The sequence below is a fragment of the Pseudarthrobacter sp. RHLT1-30-1 genome (assembly GCF_059383415.1).
The window spans coordinates 82,480-100,716 of record NZ_JBWZCG010000001.1; the positions used below are offsets into that span (position 1 = coordinate 82,480).

Sequence of the window (18,237 nt, forward strand, 5' to 3'; positions counted from 1 at the left end):
GAGGAATGAAGGGGCAGGAGCTCGCCGGCGGGACACTCGCGGCCGACGCCATGGACCGGTTCAGCCGGCCGACCCGGGACTGGTTCCTGGGTGCATTCGCTGCGCCCACTCCCGCCCAGGACGGCGCCTGGAACGCAATTTCCTCCGGCGCGCACGCCCTCGTGGTCGCCCCCACAGGCTCCGGCAAAACACTCGCGGCGTTCCTCTGGGCGCTCGACCGGCTCCTCGTCTCGGCCCCCGCAGAGCCCGAGGGGCTGCCCGGCCTGGAGACGGCGAAAGGTGCCCGGCAGAAAACGCCCAAGCGCAAGACCCGGGTGCTCTACATCTCCCCGCTCAAGGCGCTGGGCGTCGACGTCGAACGCAACCTTCGCGCCCCCTTGATCGGAATCACCCAGACCGCCAAACGGCTCGGCCTGCCCGCGCCGTTGATCACCGTGGGGGTCCGCTCCGGCGACACCCCGGCGTCGGAGCGCCGCTCGCTGCTGAGCCACCCGCCTGACATCCTGATCACCACGCCCGAATCGCTGTTCCTCATGCTCACTTCCAAGGCCCGGGAGACCCTCAGCGAGGTGGACACCATCATCGTTGACGAGGTCCACGCCGTGGCGGGCACCAAACGCGGCGCGCACCTGGCCGTGTCGCTGGAACGCCTCGATGCCCTGCTGCCGAAACCCGCCCAGCGGATCGGGCTTTCGGCCACCGTTGAGCCCAAGGAGCTGGTGGCACAGTTCCTCGCCGGCTCCGCGCCAGTGGAAATCGTCAGCCCGCCGTCGAAGAAAACCTGGGACCTGACGGTTTCCGTCCCGGTGGAGGACATGTCCGATCTGCAGGGCGCCGCCGGTGCGTTCGACTCCGGCCCCGCGTCCGGACTGCAGCCGCAGGCCTCGATCTGGCCGCACGTGGAGGAAAAAATCGTGGATCTGGTGCTGGCCAACCAGTCCACGATTGTGTTCGCCAACTCCCGCCGGCTCGCCGAACGCCTCACCGCACGGCTCAATGAGATCTATGCCGAGCGGCAGCTGATGGCCGAGGGCGTCGGCTGGAACGAGTTCGGCGCAGGCGCCCCCGACTTCGAATCCGTGCCGGCGGGAGCACCGGCCGGCGGCGCCCCCGTGCCGCCACGCTCCAGCTCCGCGCCAGGCCCGGCGCTGCCAACCTCCACCGCGACGCCGGCCCACATGATGGCCCAGGCCGGCAGCACCGCGGGCGCCGATCCGGTCCTCGCCCGGGCCCACCACGGCTCGGTGTCCAAGGACCAGAGAGCCCTGATCGAGGATGACCTGAAATCCGGCCGGCTGCGCTGCGTCGTGGCCACGTCCTCGCTGGAACTGGGCATCGACATGGGCGCCGTGGACCTCGTGGTGCAGGTGGAATCCCCGCCGTCCGTGGCCAGCGGGCTGCAGCGGGTGGGCCGCGCCGGCCACCAGGTCGGCGAGATCTCGCAGGGTGTGCTGTTCCCCAAGCACCGCGCAGATCTGGTGCACACCGCCATCACGGTGGAACGGATGCTCGCCGGCAAGATCGAACGGCTCTACGTGCCGGCGAATCCCCTGGACATCCTCGCCCAGCAGACCGTTGCGGCCACGGCGCTGGGATCCATCGATGTGGAGGAATGGTTCTCCACCGTGCGGCGGTCAGCGCCGTTCGCCTCACTTCCCCGCTCCGCGTTCGAGGCCACCCTGGACCTGCTCGCGGGCCGCTATCCCTCCGACGAGTTCGCCGAACTGCGGCCCCGGATCATCTGGGACCGCAACGCCGGCACCATCGAGGGGCGCCCCGGCGCGCAGCGGCTGGCCGTCACCTCCGGCGGCACGATCCCGGACCGCGGGCTCTTCGGCGTCTACATCATCGGCACCGAGGTCGAAGGCACCGGGTCCTCCGGCGCTGCCGGCTCCGCCAGCGCCGGCGGACGGGCCGCCAGCCCGGCCGCCGCCGCTGCCAAGGGCGGCCGGCGCGTCGGTGAACTCGACGAGGAAATGGTCTACGAATCCCGGGTCGGTGACGTCTTCGCCCTGGGCGCCACCAGCTGGAAGATCGAGGACATCACCCACGACCGGGTCCTGGTCTCCCCCGCCTTCGGCCAGCCGGGCAAACTCCCGTTCTGGAAGGGCGACTCCTTGGGCCGGCCGGTGGATCTGGGCCGCGCCCTCGGTGCGTTCGTCCGCGAACTGTCCGCGTCCGACGTCGGGCCGGCGATGGAACGCTGCAAGGCCAGCGGCCTGGACGATTTCGCCGCCAACAACCTGATCCAGTACCTCGCGGAGCAGAAGCTGGCCACCGAGGTGGTCCCCAGCGACACCACTTTGGTGGTGGAGCGTTTCCACGACGAACTCGGCGACTGGCGGGTGGTGCTGCACAGCCCGTTCGGCATGCCGGTGCATGCCCCGTGGGCTCTCGCCGTCGGGCAGCGGCTGCACCAGCGCTATGGGATGGACGGCTCCGCGATGGCCGCCGACGACGGGATCGTGCTGCGCGTGCCGATGATGGAGGACGAGCCGCCCGGGGCCGAGCTGTTCCTGTTCGACCCGGAGGAACTCGAACAGATCGTGACCGCGGAGGTCGGCGGGAGCGCCCTGTTTGCCTCCCGCTTCCGGGAGTGCGCCGCCCGGGCCCTGCTGCTGCCCCGGCAGAATCCGGGCAAACGGCAGCCCCTGTGGCAGCAGCGCCAACGCTCCGCGCAGCTGCTCGATGTCGCGCGGAAGTACCCCACGTTCCCGATCGTCCTCGAGACCGTCCGCGAATGCCTGCAGGATGTGTACGACCTTCCGGCGCTCAAGGACATTGCGGCGTCCATCGAGCGGCGGGAGCTCCGGATCCTGCAGACCACCACCCAGCAGCCCTCGCCCTACGCCAAGTCCCTGCTCTTCGGGTATGTCGCGCAGTTCCTGTATGAGGGCGATTCCCCGCTGGCCGAACGCCGGGCCGCCGCGCTGGCGCTGGATTCGACCCTCCTCAATGAGCTCCTCGGCCGGGTGGAGCTGCGCGAGCTGCTCGATGCCAAAGTCATTGATGCCACCGAGCGGGAGCTGCAGCGGCTCGCGCCGGATCGGAAGGTGCGCGGGCTCGAGGGGGTCGCGGACCTGCTCCGCCTGCTCGGTCCGCTGACTCCGGAGGAAGTCGGCATCCGGCTCGAAACGGCAGCCGACACTGCACCCGTTGCCGGGCCGGGCCCGGCGGCTGGGCCGGGCCCGGCGGCGGAGGCTGCGCCGGCTGACGCTGCACCGGCCGACGCTGCACCGGCCGACGGACAGGTGGTCGAGCGCGCGGCCCCCGTCGCCGCTGCACTCATGGCCGATGCCGCCGCGCATCTGGCAGCGCTCCAGCGCGCCAACCGCGCCATCAAGGTCAACATCGGCGGAACCGAGCGTTTCGCCGCGGTGGAGGACGCCGCCCGCCTCCGTGATGCCTTGGGCGTGCCGCTGCCGATGGGTGTGCCGCTGGCCTTCATCGAGCCGGTCGCTGATCCACTCGGAGACCTCGTCTCGCGCTATGCCCGCACCCACGGCCCCTTCACTTCCGCCGAGGCGGCCACCCGGCTGGGACTCGGCGTCGCCGTCGTCGCCACGGCGCTGAAGCGCCTCGCGGCGGACGGCCGGGTGGTGGAAGGCGAGTTCCGCCCGCATGCCTCACCCCCGCCCGCACCCACTCCGGCGCCGGAAGCCGACGACGGCGGCGGCGACACGGCGTCCAGCCCGTCGTCGGGCACCGCCGGCACCGCCGCGCCCCTGCCCCCCTCGCTGGCCGGTGTCAGCGAATGGTGCGATGCCGAAGTCCTGCGGAAGCTCCGCCGGCGTTCGCTTGCCGCGCTGCGCGCCGAGGTCGAGCCCGTGGATGCCGCCGCCTACGGACGCTTCCTGCCGGCCTGGCAAAACGTTCGGATCCCGGGCAAGCGCGGCCAGTCGGCGCTGCGCGGGCTGGACGGGATCATCACCGCGGTCGACCAGCTGTCCGGGGTGCCGATTCCGGCGTCCGCCTGGGAACCCCTGATCCTCGCCAGCCGGGTGTCCGACTACCAGCCCGCGATGCTCGATGAGCTCATGGCGGCCGGCGAAGTGCTCTGGTCCGGCGCCGGCGCGCTCCCCGGCAACGACGGCTGGGTCAGCCTGCACCTGGCCGATTCCGCCGAACTGACCCTGAATCCGGCCATCGACTTCGCGCCGGGCGACTCCCAGCAGCGGCTGCTGGACCACCTGCGGAACAACGGCGGCGGCTACTTCTTCCGGCAACTGACCGAGGTCGCCGGCGGCATGGACACGGTGCTCAGCGACCAGGACGTTGTCACCGCGCTCTGGGACCTTGCGTGGGCGGGCCGGGTCACCGGCGACACCTTCGCCCCGGTCCGGGCCATGATTGCCGGCGGCCACACCGCGCACCGGCAGGTCGCCCGCGCACCCCGCGCCCGCGCCCCCAGGCTGAGCCGGCTGGGTCGGGCCCACGGAGCCGGTCTGCTCGGATCCCCCGGGCTGACCGGCGGCCGGTACGGATCCGTCACCGGCGCGGCGCCCACTCCCCCGCTCGCTGCAGGCCGCTGGTCCGCACTGCCCGACCCCGAACTGGATGCCACCATCCATGCCCGGGCCACCGCGGAACTCCTCCTCGACCGGTATGGCGTGGTCACCCGTGGTTCCGTCATGGCCGAGAACATCCTGGGCGGCTTCGGCCTGATGTACAAGGTCCTGGCCCGGCTGGAGGAAGCCGGCCGGTGCCGGCGAGGGTACTTCATCGAGCACCTTGGCGCGGCGCAGTTTGCCGTTCCGGCGACGGTGGACCGGCTGCGCTCGTACGCCGAAGACACGCAGATCCAAAAACCCGAACCGGTGGCCCTTGCCCTCGCCGCGCCGGACCCCGCCAATCCTTACGGCGCCGCCCTGCCCTGGCCCGCACTGAACGTCGAAGCAGGAACCGGCCACCGTCCGGGCCGGAAGGCCGGCGCTCTGGTGGTGCTGGTCGACGGTGCCCTGGTCCTTTACGTGGAACGCGGCGGCAAGACCCTGCTGGCGTTCAGCGAGGACACGGAGGTGCTGGCTGCGGCCGGCGCGGCCCTGGTCAGTGTTGTCACCCGGGGTGCGGTGGACAAGCTGATTATGGAAAAGGTCAACGGCCACGGGATCCTCGACACGCCCATCGCCGCGGCCCTGGCGCACGCCGGGGCCTACTCCACGCCCAAGGGGCTGAGGATCCGTGCCTGAGGGCGATTCGGTCTTCCGCGCGGCGGCCCAGCTGCATGCTGCGCTGGCCGGCCGGCAGCTGATCTCCTCCGACTTCCGTGTGCCGCGGTTCGCGACCCTGAAACTGGGCGGCTGGACCGTGACCGAGGTGGTCCCGCGGGGCAAACACCTGCTGATGCGGCTGCAGGGCCCGGCCCGGCCCGGTGACGGCGGCACGGCCGAACCGGACCGGCTGACGATCCATTCCCACCTCAAAATGGAAGGCACCTGGCAGGTCTACCCTCCGGGTGGCCGCTGGCGGAAGCCGGGATTCACCGCCCGCTGTGTGCTGCGCACCGCTGCGGCCGACGCCGTCGGGTTCTCGCTCGGCATCCTCGAAGTGGTCCGCACCTCCGAGGAAGACTCCGTGGTTGGCCACCTGGGACCGGACCTGCTCGGCCCCGGCTGGGACCTGTCCGAGGCCGAGCGGCGGATCCGCGCCGCACCGGAGGTCCCGATCGGCGTCGCCCTGCTGGACCAGCGGAACCTCGCGGGGATCGGCAACATCTACCGCTGCGAGGCCTGCTTCCTCTCCGGAGTTCATCCGGCGGCCCCCGTGTCGGCGGTGCCGGACGTGGCGGCCATAATCACCGATGCCAAGGTGCTGCTGGAAGCGAACCTGGGGGCGGGGCGCCGGACCACCGTCCTGAATCCGAGGGGCGTGGCCGTGGGCCGCACGTCGGGGCTGCCCGGCTACTGGGTCTACCGCCGGGAACACCAGCCGTGCCTGAAGTGCGGAACCCCGGTGCGGCGCGGAGTCCTCGCCCGCGGCACCGGAACCGAGGAGCGCGACATCTACTACTGCCCGAAGTGCCAGCCCTTGCCGGGCGCCGGAATGGTCCCGGCACAGTGACGCCCATGACGCGGCAACGGGCCTGCGACGCGCCAATTATTTGAGGCGCCCCGGTAGCGAGCGGCAACCTGCGCGTTGCGAGGGAATTTCCGGCCGTCAGGGTGCGACGACGGCCGGATCGGCCGCCGCCACCGCGAGTTCGGGCTTCTTCGGCTCGGGAACGGTGAACCGCGGCAGCAGGAACTGCACCAGCGGGCCGATCGCCAGGGCGTAGAGCACGGTCCCGATACCGACGGAGCCGCCGAGCAGCCAGCCCGCAGCCAGCACCACAACTTCGATGCCGGTGCGCGCCGTCCGGACGGACCAGCCCGTTCGGCGGGCGAGGCCGGTCATCAGCCCGTCCCGGGCACCGGGTCCCAGCCGGGCCCCGATGTAGCAGGCGGAGGCGATTCCGTTGAGCAGGATGGCCCCGGCAAGCATGCCGGCCTGCCCGCCGAGGTGGGAGAACGCGGGGATCAGTGCCAGTCCAACGTCGGCGAAGACGCCCACCAGCACGGCATTGCACAGGGTTCCGAGGCCCGGCCACTGCCGCAGCGGGATCCACAGGAGCAGCACGAGGAAGCTGACGATCACCACGACGGTGCCGATGCTCAGCCCGGTCTTGACCGCGAGTCCCTGGTGGAACACGTCCCAGGGGTCAAGGCCGAGACCGGCGCGGATGAACATAGCCAGGGATACGCCGTACATGGCGAGGCCGATAAGGAGTTGAAGGAGCCTGCGGGTCATCATGGTCCCCATCCTCTCGAACAACTGGCCTTGCATTCCATAGCCAGTTTGAAATACTGGCTCTATGCCCGGATCCCTGAACCCCACTGCGCTGGCAAGACTGCTCGGCGAGTGGAACATCGGTGCCGCCCCCGCCTACCGTGAGCTCGCCGACGTCGTCCGCCTTCTCGTCCTCGACGGCCGGGTGCCCCTCGAGATGGCGATGCCCAGCGAACGGGCGCTGGCCGCGACGCTGGGCATCAGCCGGACGACCGTCACTGCCGCCTACTCGATGCTGCGCGACCAGGGCTTCCTGAGCAGCGGCCAGGGCAGCCGCAGCCGGACAAGGATCCCGCAGACCAATCCACCCGGCAGCCTGAACGGGTACGGAACAAATCTCAGCGGGGCTCCGGGCCTGGCCGCTCCGAACGGAATCATCGACCTTGCCTATGCCTCGCTGCCGGCCAGCGGCGAGGTGGTGCACCGCGCGTTCGCCTCCGCCCTGACCGAACTTCCGGCACTGCTGCCCGGCTTCGGCTACGACGCGCTCGGCGTGAACGCCCTGAGGGAGGCCATCGCCGGCCACTATTCCGCGGCCGGCGTGCCGACCACGGCGCACCAGGTGCTGGTAACCTCCGGGGCGCAGCACGCACTGAACATCGTGCTGCGCACCCTGGCCGGCCGGTCGGACAAGGTCCTCGTGGAGCACCCCAGCTACCCCAATGCGATCGACGCGATCCGGGCCGCGGGCTGCCGGCTGGTTCCGGTCGCCATGGCCGCCGCCCCTGCCTATGCCCGCTCAGACACCCGCCGGGGGGCCGGGCCCCGGACCCGTCCGGGCTGGGATCTGGAGGCGATCGAGGCCGCACTTATGCAGCAGCGGCCCGCCATGGCCTACGTGGTCCCGGACTTCCACAATCCCACCGGGCGGCTAATGTCCGATTCCCAGCGGCGCCGGCTGGTCCGGGCTGCCGCAGCCGCCGGTACCGTCCTCGTCGTCGACGAGACGCTGCGCGAACTGAACCTCGACGGCGTCGCCTCCACGCCGATGGCCGCCTTCAGCCCCGCCGTCGTCTCCATCGGCTCCCTCAGCAAGTCCCATTGGGCCGGACTGCGGACCGGTTGGATCCGGGCCGACGAATCCCTCATCCAGCGATTCGCCGCCGCCCGCACCACCATGGATCTCGGCGGTCCGGTGGTCGAGCAGCTCGCCGCGGCCCACCTGGTCAACGCGCTCGCCGAGCCGCTCCCGGCGCGGCTCGCCACCCTTCGGGACAATCGGGACGCCCTGCTGGACCTCATCGCCGGACGATTGCCGGGCTGGCAGACCGAACGGCCCGACGGCGGCTTGTCCGTGTGGTGCCGCCTTCCGGCCCCGATCAGCACCGCCCTTGCCGTGGTGGCCCCGGACTTCGGCATCCGGCTCGCGGCTGGGCCCCGGTTCGGCATTGGCGGCGCCTTCGAACACCATCTCCGGGTGCCGTTCACCCTTCCCCCGGAACGGCTCGAAACCGCGGTTGCGGCGTTGCGCTCAGCCCAGGACCGCCTCGAGGCGTCCCCGCAGTTGCGGCGCAGCTTTGGCGCCCCGCCTGCAGCTGCCATCGCCTGAACCGGCGCCGACCGGTCCGTGCAGCCCGAGCTTGCGGCCCGGCGACGCGGCCCTGGAGACGCCGCCCCCCGCCCGGAGACGCCGACAGTGCCTTACGACGCTGGTTGCTCCTTGATGACGCGCAGAAAGCCTGGCGCCACCACAATTCGGTAGCGCCAGGCTTTCCGTGTCGCACGGCGGGCTGCGCGTCGCCACGAAGCCCCGGGGAGGCGCCGCCTAGGCGTAAACCTTCTCGAAGAAACCGCCCCATGCCTTCGCTGTGGCGTCGGAGTTCCCGCTGCCGCTGAAGTCGTGGACCGTCATGCCGACGGTAGCGCCGAAGGCATTGCGGCCGAAGAACCGGTACATCGCGCTGGCCGTGCGCAGACCGAGGAAATTTTCGTTGGCGAAGTCCACCTCGCCCGAGAGCTTCCCCACACCGTCCAGCTCCAGCTCTACGGCACTGCCCGGCGCAGTCCCCTCAACGCCCAGGGCCTTCTTGAGCCGGACAAAGCCGTCCGGCACCGCCGAAGCGGCAGGTGCCTGGATGTCGGCGAAGACCACCGGCCTGCCGTCAAAGTACTTCAGGTACTGGCCGAGGGTGTGCAGGTAGAACTCGGTGTGCTTGCTTGCTCCGTCATACTGCTGGTCCCAGTCCTCGGCGAAGATGCCATTGTGGACATAGTGCAGCCGGGTGCCGCCGCCGTCGAGCGGTTCCAACACGTGTTCCAGCTGGTTGAACCAGCCGTCCGGACCCTCCATGCGGGACACCAGATGGCGGGGATAGTCGTCCACTGTCCGCACGGCCGGCCATTCGTCCGTGGGGAACATCCACGCCGGGGTGCCCGCGGTGACCGCTTCCCAGACCCGCTCGGGGGTGCCGGGCAGTTCCGTGTCTACGGTGATTTCGAAGTTCCGTTTGTCAGTCATTTTTCCTGCTCCTTAACTGATGGGTTTTTGGGTGATGTTTTGGGTGGTGTCTTGAGCGACGGGTGAAGCGCGACGACAAGGCGGTGCCTGCGGCCGCCGCCCGCGGTGACGCCCGGCTCCGGGGCGCCCGGTCCGCCGTGGCCGCCCGGGCCGCCGTGGCCGCCCGGGCCGCCGTTATGGTATTTGTCCACGAGCCAGGTCACGGCGACACCGAGTTCCTCGGCGAATGCCGCACGATCCGCGGCGGTCCGGAAGGTAATCTCGCCGTCGATCGCGAAAGTGGCGAGTTCCTGCTTGGCCGCCGCCGCTCCGGCGATCAGCTGGCCCATTTCCTGGACCATGCGGCTGGCGAGCGCCAGCAGCCAGAAAGCCGAAAAGCGGTCCGAAAACCTGTGCGGATCCGGAGCCACCGAGGCCAACGCCGCCGGGGAAATCAGGTAGGAGGCCGCGCTGGCGCGCAGGATCCGCTCCGTAACGTTGCCCTTCCGGCGCTCCTCCACGAGTTCCACGAGCCCGTGCCGTTCCAGGGCCTTGAGGTGGTAGTTCACCTTCTGCCGGGGCAGTCCAACTTTCGCGGCGAGCTGCGTGGCCGATCCGGGCTGGCTGAGTTCCATCAGGATGCGGGTCCGGATGGGGTCCAGGGAAGCCTCCGCCGCGGCCGGGTCTTCGATCACTTCGATGTCCAACATGCTTCCAGTGTCGCAACCGACAGTTTTATTTGTCAAGAACTATTTTGCTGTCGGTGGGGCTTTATCGCCAGGGTCGCCGGAAGAGGTCGGGAGCGCGGGGTTGCGAGCTTACGGCTACCTGGCAAGTGTCCAGCGATCTCGCGGCCGTTCCCATTCCGGCGGCCGTGCCCCTGCTCATAGACGTTCCCATGCCGGCGGCGGCCGAGGTCCCTGCGGCTCTGCGATCCTCGCGCCGCGGTCGCCGGACAACGTCGATTTCGCAGGGGAGCTTACGGCGAACTGGCAAGTGTCCCGCGATCTAGGGGCCGTAGCAGTGCTGGGGCCGTACGCGTCCCATGCTCGCGGCCGTACACGTCCCGGCGGCCATGCCGACTCCCGCAGGGGCAGGCAGCACACGACGCTGAACCGTCCGTCCCGGGCCCGGCCAGTAGAATGGACCGGTGATGCAATCCCCCCTGCCCGTGCGCGACGGCGTGAACGCGACCCGCCTCCGCCTGCCGGACGAGGGCCCGTGGCACACCGCCATGGACTATATGATGCACCGCTGGGGCCATATCGACCCCCAGGGCATCGAGGACCGCTTCGACGCCGGGGAGATCGTGGGCGAGGCCGGCATCCCGCTGGACCGCGCCACCCCGCTGCGCAACCACACCTTCATCTGGTACTACCGCACACTTCCGCCGGAAACCCGGATCCCGGTGGAGCTCAACATCCTGCACCAGGACGAGCACCTCCTTGTGGTCGACAAGCCGCACTTCCTGCCCACCACTCCCGGCGGCACCTACATCCAGGAGTCGGCGCTGGTGCGGCTCCGGAACCAACTGGACCTGCCGGACCTCATTCCGATGCACCGTCTGGACCGCATGACCGCCGGAATCCTGCTGCTCTCCACAAATCCGGAAACCCGGGGAAAGTACCAGGTGCTGTTTGAAAAGCGCCAGGTCCAGAAGGAATACGAATGTGTAGCCGCGGCCCAGCCGGTTCCCGGGCACCCGGCCGTTGACTTCCCCACCGTAGTGCGGAACCGGATGACCAAGTCCCGCAGCTACCTGCTGGCCGAGGTGATCGACGGCGAACCCAACGCCGAGACCCGGATCGAGCGGCTGCGGACCCTGCCCGGCCCCGAGACAGCACCGCGCGGCCCCGTGGCATCGCCCGGCCCCGACGTTCCCTCCCCGGAAAAGCCCGACGCCGAGACCCCCTCCGGTTCCACCGGGCGCCGCGCCCTCTACCGGCTGGAACCGCACTCGGGCAAGACCCACCAGCTCCGGGTGCACATGGCCTCGCTGGGGCTGGGGATCGTCAACGACGCCTTCTACCCCGACCTGCTGGACAAGGCCCCGGACGACTACGCCAAGCCGCTCCAGCTCCTCGCCCGCGGGATCCGCTTCGTGGACCCCATCACCGGCAGGCCCGTGGCGTACCGCAGCGGGCTGGAACTCAGCGAGGCCATCTAGGCCGTCCTCCCGGGCACGCCCTTCGACACAGGAAGGGCGCCGGGCCGGAAGTGCGGTACCTTGTGCCCATGGACTTCGGCAGCGCGGACAGCTGGGGGGACACGATCTATTTCTGGATCATCCCGATAGTCATGGGCGATGCCATTTTCCCGCCCATCCCCTCGGAAATGGTGGTCATCACCGGCGGCGCCCTGTCCGCCGACGGGCGCGCCAACGCGCTCCTGGTGGTGCTTGTCGCGGCGGCGGCGTCCTGGCTCGGCGACATCCTGGTCTTCCAGCTCTTCAAGCGCCGCCTGAGCCATGTCCTGGACCGCTGGCGGTGGGGCCGGGCGTTCCACCGGGCCGTGCACACCGCGATCGGGAAGGCCGGCCGGTCAACCGCCTACGGGGCGATCATCGGCATCCGCTTCATCCCCGGGGGACGGCTGGCGACAACAGCCGCGGCCGGCATCGCCAACGTCTCCACGCGGGGTTTCAGCCTCTGCGCGGCCCTGGGCGGACTGCTCTGGGCTGTGTGGTCCGTCGGTCTCGGCTTTGCCACTGGCGCCGCCACGGGGCTGCCGTTCTGGGCGAGCTCACTGATCGGCGTCGGCGTCGGGATCGTGATCGGCGCCGTCGTTGGCGTGATTGTCACCCGGAAGCGCGGCAACCGCTCCCCGGTGGTGGACGGCCCCGAAGAGGAACTGGACTTCTGAGGCAGCGCCTACACGGGCGCCCAGCGGCCGCGGTTGCGGCGGAGCACCAGCAGGTTTCCGGTCACCGCAACGCGTTCGACGGCGTCGCGCATCATCGCTGCCGACTCCAGCGCCTGGCGGTTCTCGCCGCTGTAGGACGTGGGCTCAACAAGGAAGCGCAGGTTCAGCTGAGGCACCCCGCCGGCCAGGTCGAGCTGGTTCGCCTCAACATGGTGCCGCGTCTCCAGCGCCTCGACGGCGGCAGCCATCACGGCCTCCGGCGGGTTGCCCGGCTTGAGCCCGGTGATCTTCAGTCTGGTCTGGAACGACGGCATGCACCAACCCTATCGGGACCAACGGCGGACCCCGCGGCAGCCCCGCTGCCGGGGCGGGGAACGCCGCCGCGGCCGAACCCGACGACACGCTTGCCCCGGATCCACGAGCCACAAAGTGGGTGTTCAGGTGCGCCGGGATACCCTAATCGCCGAGAAGGCCCCGGGCGCCTGCCGCGTCGCGATTTCCGCGCCGGTTTCAGACAGCTGCTACGTGGGTCACCGTAGCGGCTGTCCGATTCAGCAGCGGATTCCCGCCGCGGCTGGTGCCCGGCGAACGAAGGCCCCGCCGCAGGGACCCCGCGCGGATCAGCCGGTGTTGCGCAGGCCCGCAGCCACGCCGTTGACCGTGATGAGCATCGCCCGCTGGAGGCGGTCGTCGATCTCGGCGTTGGGCATGCCCTGCCCGGCACTGTCGCCTGCCCCGCCTGGAGCCTCGGAACGGATGCGGCGCAGCAGTTCCACCTGGAGATAGCTGATCGGGTCGAGGTACTGGTCCCGGATCTCCAGGGAACGCTTCAGGGTCGGCTGCGCGTCGAGCAGCAGCTCTTCGCCGGTCAGGTTCTGGATCTCGGTGACGGTCAGCTCGTATTCGACCCTGATCGCACGGAACAGGTGGTGCAGCTCCTCGGGGACCAGTGTGGAGACGTAGTATCCGGCGATGTCCATGTCCGTCTTCGCCAGCGTCATTTCCACGTTGGAGAGCACCGAACGGAAGAAGTGCCAGCCGTCCATCATCTCCACCAGCTGGGCCGAATGGCCGGCCTCGCGGGCGGCCTTGAGCCCGGATCCCACCCCGAACCAGCCCGGAACGATCTGCCGCGACTGGGTCCAGCCGAACACCCACGGGATGGCCCGCAGGCCTTCGAGTCCGGCGCCGGAATCGGGCCGTTTGGACGGCCGGGAGCCGATATTGAGGGAGCCCAGCTGTTCCACCGGGGTGGATGCCATAAAGTACGCCGGCAGGTCCGGGTCCTCGATCAGGGTCCGGTACCGGGCGAAAGCGGCGTCGGAAATGGTCTCCATGACGTGGCCGTAGCGTTCGCGCTGGTCCTCGGAGGTGCGCGGTGTGCGGTGCAGCGCGGAGCCCTGCATCACCGCCGCGAGCGAGAGCTCCAGGTTCTCCCGGGCGAGTTCGGGCAGCGAGTACTTGTCCGAAATAACCTCACCCTGCTCGGTGAACTTGATTTCGCCTTCCATCACCCCGTTCGGCTGGGCCATGATGGCGTCGTAGGTCGGCCCGCCGCCGCGGCCCACCGAGCCGCCGCGGCCGTGGAACAGGCGCACCCGGACACCGTGCTTCGCGGCGATGTCGCGGAGCTTGCGCTGGGTTTTGTGGATCTCCCACTGGCTGGTCATCACGCCGGACTCCTTATTGGAGTCCGAGTAGCCGAGCATGATTTCCTGCACGTCCCCGCGCAGCCGGACCACCTCGCGGTAGGAGGGATCGGAGAGCAGCTGGTCCACGATTTCGGCCGAGGCCCGCAGTTCCTCCACGGTTTCCAGCAGCGGGGCAAAGCCGATCCTGGCATACGGGGCTTCACCGAAGATGCTGACCAGCCCCGCCTCGCGGGCCAGCACCGCCGCGGCCAGGACGTCGTCCGCGCCGCGGGTCATCGAGATGATGTACGTCTCGATAACGTCCGGGCCGTACGTGCGCAGGGCCCGCCGGATCTCGCGGAAGACGTCGTACGTGCCGTCGGCGACGCCGTCGAGCTTCACCGGGTGGCCGGACAGCGGACGCCGCGAGGCAAGCTCCGAACCGAGCACCTCAAGCCGCTCGGAACGGCTCAGTTCCGCGTACCGGACACCGGGTCCGCCGAGCCGGTCCATCAGCTGCCCGACGGCGTCGTGGTGGTGGTCTGCGTGTTCCCGGATGTCCAGGGTGGCCAGATGCAGGCCGAAGGAGGCGATGGTGCGCCGGACCCGCGCCAGGGCGCCGTCGGCGGCGAGCGCGGCATGGTGGTGCCGGAGCGAGCGGTCCAGCAGGCCGAGTTCGGCGAGGAGCTCCGCGGTGGCGGTGTAGTCCCGGCCCGGCTCGTGGGCCGACCCGGCCGCAACGCGCCGGACGGTGTTCAGCAGCTTGGCCTTGATGCAGGTGAGCTTGAGCCGGTAGGGCTCCTGGGCGTTGAGTTCAAGGACCCGGCGGTCCAGCCCCGGGAGGTTTTCGAGGTCGACGTCGATCGAGTCCAGCAGCTCCTGGTCGGCCCCGGCGAGCGCCGTCGAATTGGACAGGATGGAGATCAGCCCGTCGATCAGGCCGATGCTGATCCGGACGGCGTGCTGATTCTGGATCTGCAGGATTTCACGGGTGACCGCTGCGGTCACGTTGGGGTTGCCGTCGCGGTCGCCGCCGATCCAGGAGCCGAAGCGGATTGGTGCCCTCTCCGCGGGGAGGCTAACGCCGTGTTCGCCGAGCAGCTCGGAGAGGTCCGAGAGCATCTCCGGCAGCGCGTCGCCCAGGATGCCGGTGAGGTAGTAGACCGCATTGCGGGCCTCGTCCACCGGGGTGGGACGGACCTGGCGGAGTTCGTCCGTCTGCCACATCTGGTCGATCACCTCGGCCAGGTGGCGGTCCTGGCGGCGGCGCGCGGACGTGCCCTCCGCAGTGCTCTCGGCCAGGATGTCGGAGAGCCGGCGGACCTTGTCCAGCACGGAGCGGCGGGAGGCCTCGGTGGGGTGCGCGGTGAAGACGGGCCGGACGTCGAGTTCGTTCACGACTTCCTGCAGAACCGAGGTCCCGGCCTGGGCCGCAATGTCGGTGACGGCCTTGGCCAGCCAGCCGTCCTTTTCCGCCCGGTTCCGCAGCCCGCGGACCCGGTGCACCTGCTCGGCGGCGTTGGCCAGGTGGAAGTAGAACGCGAAGGCACGGACCAGGTCGGTTGCCTGCTCGAGAGGCAGGGAGCCGAGCAGTTCGCGGACCTGGGCCACGACGTCGTAGGAGCTCCACGGCCCGGTGGCGTCCGCACCGCCGCGGGCGGCTTCCTTGGATTCCTTGGTCAGCAGGCGCACCTGCTCGACCAGGTCCAGGAGCTCGGGACCGTGCTGGCGGACCAGTGATTCACCGAGGAGGGTGGACACGCGGCGGACGTCGGCGCGCAGCTCGGAGGCGAGGTCGGTGCCGGAATTCATTGCAGTGTCAGCCATGGAAACTATCTCTCGAAGGGAGTTGGCTCGTACACTGCGCTGGATACTGTGAGCCGGGTTACGTTCTTCCTACTGGATGCTACCCGGAGGCCGGGCGGCAGGGGAATCCGTCTCAGAAAGTGTCGGGGCCCTTGACTTGGGGCTCCGCGGATGCCTCCGCGGCTGCCCTTGTGTGTGCCTCCGCAGCTGCTGTGGCGGGCAGCGTGACCCGGCCGCTGTAGGGGTCGCTATGGTCCGGGCCGCTGCCGGACTCGCTGGCTTCGTGCCGCTGCTGCTTGAGTTCTTCCCGGGCCGCGGCCGCCTCGTGGCGGGTGGGAGCGCCGGTCGCGGGATCCATCATGCCCAGCACGCTGCCGAGGGTGCCGGTCGCGCCTTTCGGGTTCCCGCCGCGCCGCAGCGCCGACATCCCCGCCAAGGTGAACCCGACGATCACCGCCAGGCAGACGAGAACGGTCCCGAGGATTTCAAGAGCCATGAGACCATCGTACGCGCGCCGGCACCCACTCAGGAGGCATCCGCCGGGGGCACCCCGACTGCGAACCCTTCACAACACCCGGACGCCGGCCCGCACTTCCCATCGGACTCGGAGCAGGCACTTTGGGCCTTACCGTGCGACTTTGAAGTTGAACGCGCCGGTGCCCAGGGCGCCCCAGAGCCGCACCCAGAGCGGCAGGATCATTTCGGTGCCGCGGGCGGTGGTGATGTCGCCCAGATCGATGATGTCCCGGTGTCCGAATTCGTTGAGCAGGATGGTCGCCGCCTGCTTGGCGTCCGCGTCGTTTCCGGACACGAAGACCGAATGGTCGCCCCCGGCCACGGCCTCCGGATCCACCATCACGCTGGCGGTCATGGTGTTAAGGGTCTTGACCACCCGGGCGTCCGGGAAGGCCCGCTGGATCTGCTCGCCCAGGCTGTCCGTATTCACCGGGTTCAACGACGGCGGAAACCCACGGGAGAAGTCCAGCGGGTTCGCGACATCAATAAGCACCTTCCCTGCCAGGTTTCCCGCTCCGGCAGCGGTCAGCGCTTCGAGGGAGTTGGCGCCGTTGGTGGCGTTGATGAGGATCTCCGCCCCGGCAGCGGCGTCCGAGAAGGTGGCGACCCCGACGCTGTTGTGCTCCGCGTGCCAGGCCGCGAAGGCCGGTCCGCCCGATGCGCCGGGCTCGGTGCGTGCCAGAGTCGCCTGCGGATCGCGCGTGCCGACCACCACGCCGTGCCCCAGCGCCGACAGTGCTCCGGCGATCGTGGGCCCAACGCTTCCCGTTCCGAGTACTGCAATCCTCATGGTGTCCTCACTCATCACTGGCTGGTAGACAGGTTTGTCTACTCGTGGCGCCGACACTATCAGACAGACCTGTCTACGGCAAGAGTCCAGTCCCAGGCGTCGGGTGCCGGTTTAAGGTTTCCGGGCGCCAGGGTTCAGTCGGAGTGGATATGATCGTTCGCTAAACCTGCGCCCTCAAGGTAAAGGCCGCCAATCAATGTCAGCATCCGCATGGGGCTACGGCTTCGGGATCCACCGCTCCATGTAGCGGTCGCCCACAACGGAAATGACCAGAAGCAGCACCGTAGCCACGGCCAGCCCTGATGGCGTCGTGGCAAATTCCCATTGAACGAGCAGCGGAAAGTGGAACACATACAGGCCGTATGAAATGGATGCGGTGAATGCGGCAGGGGCCGCCAATGGCACTGCAAGCCGAACGAAATGTCTGGCCAAGGCCGTGGCCGAAGCGACTACGCAGGCGAGCGCGAACACGAAAAGAAGAAGTGAGAGCCTTAGGATCTGCACCATTTCCGGGTCCCGATTGAGCGCAACCCCCGCGCCCGCAACGGCGCACAGCGCAACCAGCCAGTACCCGACCGGCAACAATGCCCGAATCTTGAGCCGATCTGATCCGTAGAGGTCAGCCATTACAGCCCCGGACCACCACGTCAGCATGTAGGCGAAGACCAGGGAGAAGTGGTTCGGCGCGACCATGTAGGAGCCGAATCCGATTACGGACAGGCTTCCTACTATTCCCAATGACAGGGCCGCAGAACGGCGGTGGGCCACCATAATCAGCGGAAAGGCCAGATAGAAAAGGACTTCGTATGACAAGGACCAGAGTGGGCCATTTCCCAGGAACGGGTAAGAAATGGTGCCCGGTTTGAAATCCCCAAGGTCCTGCAGGGACAGCAAGTTTAGCACCAGTGTCAGGGGCGAGAAATCACGAACAAGAGTGCCATTCAGCCAGCTTATGAGCGCCGAGACAGCAAAAGCGACTATTAACGGCGGGTAGATGCGGCGCAATCGACGCAAGTAGTAAGACGTGGCACTCTTCTGCACCCTCGTATTTTCATTCGAGAAGATAACGAATCCGCTGAGCAGGAAAAACACGATAACGGCTTGGGGTCCGTACTTGAAAATGACCGCGAGTGGGCCCGTGGGACCCACGTTGAGCACGACGTGATGGATCACCACGTAGACGGCGGAGAGCGCGCGGATCACGTCAAGAGCCACCCTTAGGCGCGGACTAGGACGTCGGAGGCTGACTGTATGAAGTGCGACATCAGATGTCATGCGCCACACGCTATTGGCCATCAGGATGGCCGCCAACAGTACTGACTACTCGAATTCCATACGAAGGCGGTCTGCTCCGCACGCGTAGTTGCAGA

The 18,237-nt window shown here is 68.9% G+C and carries 13 protein-coding genes; 5 read left to right on the forward strand and 8 right to left on the reverse strand.

Annotated elements, in window-relative coordinates; translation table 11 throughout:
* Positions 1-5 precede the first annotated feature (5 nt).
* Together AC50YM_RS00440 and AC50YM_RS00445 are read left to right on the forward strand one after the other, a co-directional pair.
* The gene (locus AC50YM_RS00440) at positions 6-5,189 is read left to right on the forward strand and encodes an Lhr family helicase (RefSeq protein WP_494955052.1); all 5,184 of its coding nucleotides are present in this window, start codon (positions 6-8) and stop codon (positions 5,187-5,189) included.
* A complete protein-coding gene (locus tag AC50YM_RS00445) occupies positions 5,182-6,060 on the forward strand; it encodes a DNA-formamidopyrimidine glycosylase family protein (protein WP_494955053.1) in 879 nt (292 codons plus the stop codon). Before AC50YM_RS00440 ends, AC50YM_RS00445 begins: the two co-directional genes overlap by 8 nt.
* 96 nt (positions 6,061-6,156) lie before the next feature.
* On the opposite strand, the gene yczE is transcribed toward AC50YM_RS00445, so the two are convergent.
* Positions 6,157-6,789: a membrane protein YczE gene (yczE, locus tag AC50YM_RS00450; RefSeq protein ID WP_494955054.1), complete on the reverse strand. Its 633-nt coding sequence runs from the start codon at positions 6,787-6,789 to the stop codon at positions 6,157-6,159.
* A gap of 61 nt (positions 6,790-6,850) precedes the next feature.
* On the opposite strand from yczE, the gene yczR reads away from it, so the two are divergent.
* The gene (gene yczR, locus AC50YM_RS00455; protein WP_494955055.1) at positions 6,851-8,374 is read left to right on the forward strand and encodes a MocR-like transcription factor YczR; all 1,524 of its coding nucleotides are present in this window, start codon (positions 6,851-6,853) and stop codon (positions 8,372-8,374) included.
* Between the two features lie 216 nt (positions 8,375-8,590).
* Here yczR and AC50YM_RS00460 read toward each other — a convergent pair whose 3' ends face one another.
* A complete protein-coding gene (locus AC50YM_RS00460; RefSeq protein WP_494955056.1) occupies positions 8,591-9,283 on the reverse strand; it encodes an SRPBCC family protein in 693 nt (230 codons plus the stop codon).
* Positions 9,280-9,972 (reverse strand): helix-turn-helix domain-containing protein, encoded by a 693-nt coding sequence (locus AC50YM_RS00465; protein WP_494955057.1) that lies wholly within the window; start codon positions 9,970-9,972, stop codon positions 9,280-9,282. The genes AC50YM_RS00460 and AC50YM_RS00465 overlap by 4 nt, the downstream gene beginning before the upstream one ends.
* A gap of 443 nt (positions 9,973-10,415) precedes the next feature.
* On the opposite strand from AC50YM_RS00465, the gene AC50YM_RS00470 reads away from it, so the two are divergent.
* Positions 10,416-11,429: a pseudouridine synthase gene (locus AC50YM_RS00470; RefSeq protein WP_494955409.1), complete on the forward strand. Its 1,014-nt coding sequence runs from the start codon at positions 10,416-10,418 to the stop codon at positions 11,427-11,429.
* 68 nt (positions 11,430-11,497) lie between these two features.
* Positions 11,498-12,124 (forward strand): DedA family protein, encoded by a 627-nt coding sequence (locus AC50YM_RS00475; RefSeq protein WP_494955058.1) that lies wholly within the window; start codon positions 11,498-11,500, stop codon positions 12,122-12,124.
* A gap of 8 nt (positions 12,125-12,132) precedes the next feature.
* Here the strand turns inward: AC50YM_RS00475 and AC50YM_RS00480 are convergent, their stop codons facing one another.
* The 5 genes from AC50YM_RS00480 to AC50YM_RS00500 all read right to left on the reverse strand — a co-directional run bounded on the left by AC50YM_RS00480 (position 12,133) and on the right by AC50YM_RS00500 (position 18,178).
* Entirely contained in the window at positions 12,133-12,438 is a 306-nt protein-coding gene (locus tag AC50YM_RS00480) for a hypothetical protein (RefSeq protein WP_160667988.1), read from the reverse strand.
* Positions 12,439-12,744: 306 nt separating this feature from the next.
* A complete protein-coding gene (gene ppc, locus AC50YM_RS00485; protein WP_494955059.1) occupies positions 12,745-15,582 on the reverse strand; it encodes a phosphoenolpyruvate carboxylase in 2,838 nt (945 codons plus the stop codon).
* 112 nt (positions 15,583-15,694) lie between these two features.
* Entirely contained in the window at positions 15,695-16,057 is a 363-nt protein-coding gene (locus AC50YM_RS00490) for a hypothetical protein (RefSeq protein WP_494955060.1), read from the reverse strand.
* A gap of 129 nt (positions 16,058-16,186) precedes the next feature.
* A complete protein-coding gene (locus AC50YM_RS00495) occupies positions 16,187-16,867 on the reverse strand; it encodes an NADPH-dependent F420 reductase (RefSeq protein WP_494955061.1) in 681 nt (226 codons plus the stop codon).
* Between the two features lie 216 nt (positions 16,868-17,083).
* Positions 17,084-18,178, reverse strand: coding sequence for an acyltransferase family protein (locus AC50YM_RS00500; RefSeq protein WP_494955062.1), 1,095 nt, complete (start codon positions 18,176-18,178; stop codon positions 17,084-17,086).
* Between the last annotated feature and the right edge of the window lie 59 nt (positions 18,179-18,237).

Excerpts from the sequence above, each read along its gene's own strand:
- yczE (WP_494955054.1), bottom strand. The coding sequence starts at position 6,789 with ATGATGACCCGCAGGCTCCTTCAACTCCTTATCGGCCTCGCCATGTAC.
- AC50YM_RS00470 (WP_494955409.1), top strand. The coding sequence starts at position 10,416 with ATGCAATCCCCCCTGCCCGTGCGCGACGGCGTGAACGCGACCCGCCTC.
- AC50YM_RS00460 (WP_494955056.1), bottom strand. The coding sequence starts at position 9,283 with ATGACTGACAAACGGAACTTCGAAATCACCGTAGACACGGAACTGCCC.
- AC50YM_RS00440 (WP_494955052.1), top strand. The coding sequence starts at position 6 with ATGAAGGGGCAGGAGCTCGCCGGCGGGACACTCGCGGCCGACGCCATG.
- ppc (WP_494955059.1), bottom strand. The coding sequence starts at position 15,582 with ATGGCTGACACTGCAATGAATTCCGGCACCGACCTCGCCTCCGAGCTG.
- AC50YM_RS00465 (WP_494955057.1), bottom strand. The coding sequence starts at position 9,972 with ATGTTGGACATCGAAGTGATCGAAGACCCGGCCGCGGCGGAGGCTTCC.
- AC50YM_RS00475 (WP_494955058.1), top strand. The coding sequence starts at position 11,498 with ATGGACTTCGGCAGCGCGGACAGCTGGGGGGACACGATCTATTTCTGG.
- yczR (WP_494955055.1), top strand. The coding sequence starts at position 6,851 with ATGCCCGGATCCCTGAACCCCACTGCGCTGGCAAGACTGCTCGGCGAG.
- AC50YM_RS00495 (WP_494955061.1), bottom strand. The coding sequence starts at position 16,867 with ATGAGGATTGCAGTACTCGGAACGGGAAGCGTTGGGCCCACGATCGCC.
- AC50YM_RS00480 (WP_160667988.1), bottom strand. The coding sequence starts at position 12,438 with ATGCCGTCGTTCCAGACCAGACTGAAGATCACCGGGCTCAAGCCGGGC.
- AC50YM_RS00490 (WP_494955060.1), bottom strand. The coding sequence starts at position 16,057 with ATGGCTCTTGAAATCCTCGGGACCGTTCTCGTCTGCCTGGCGGTGATC.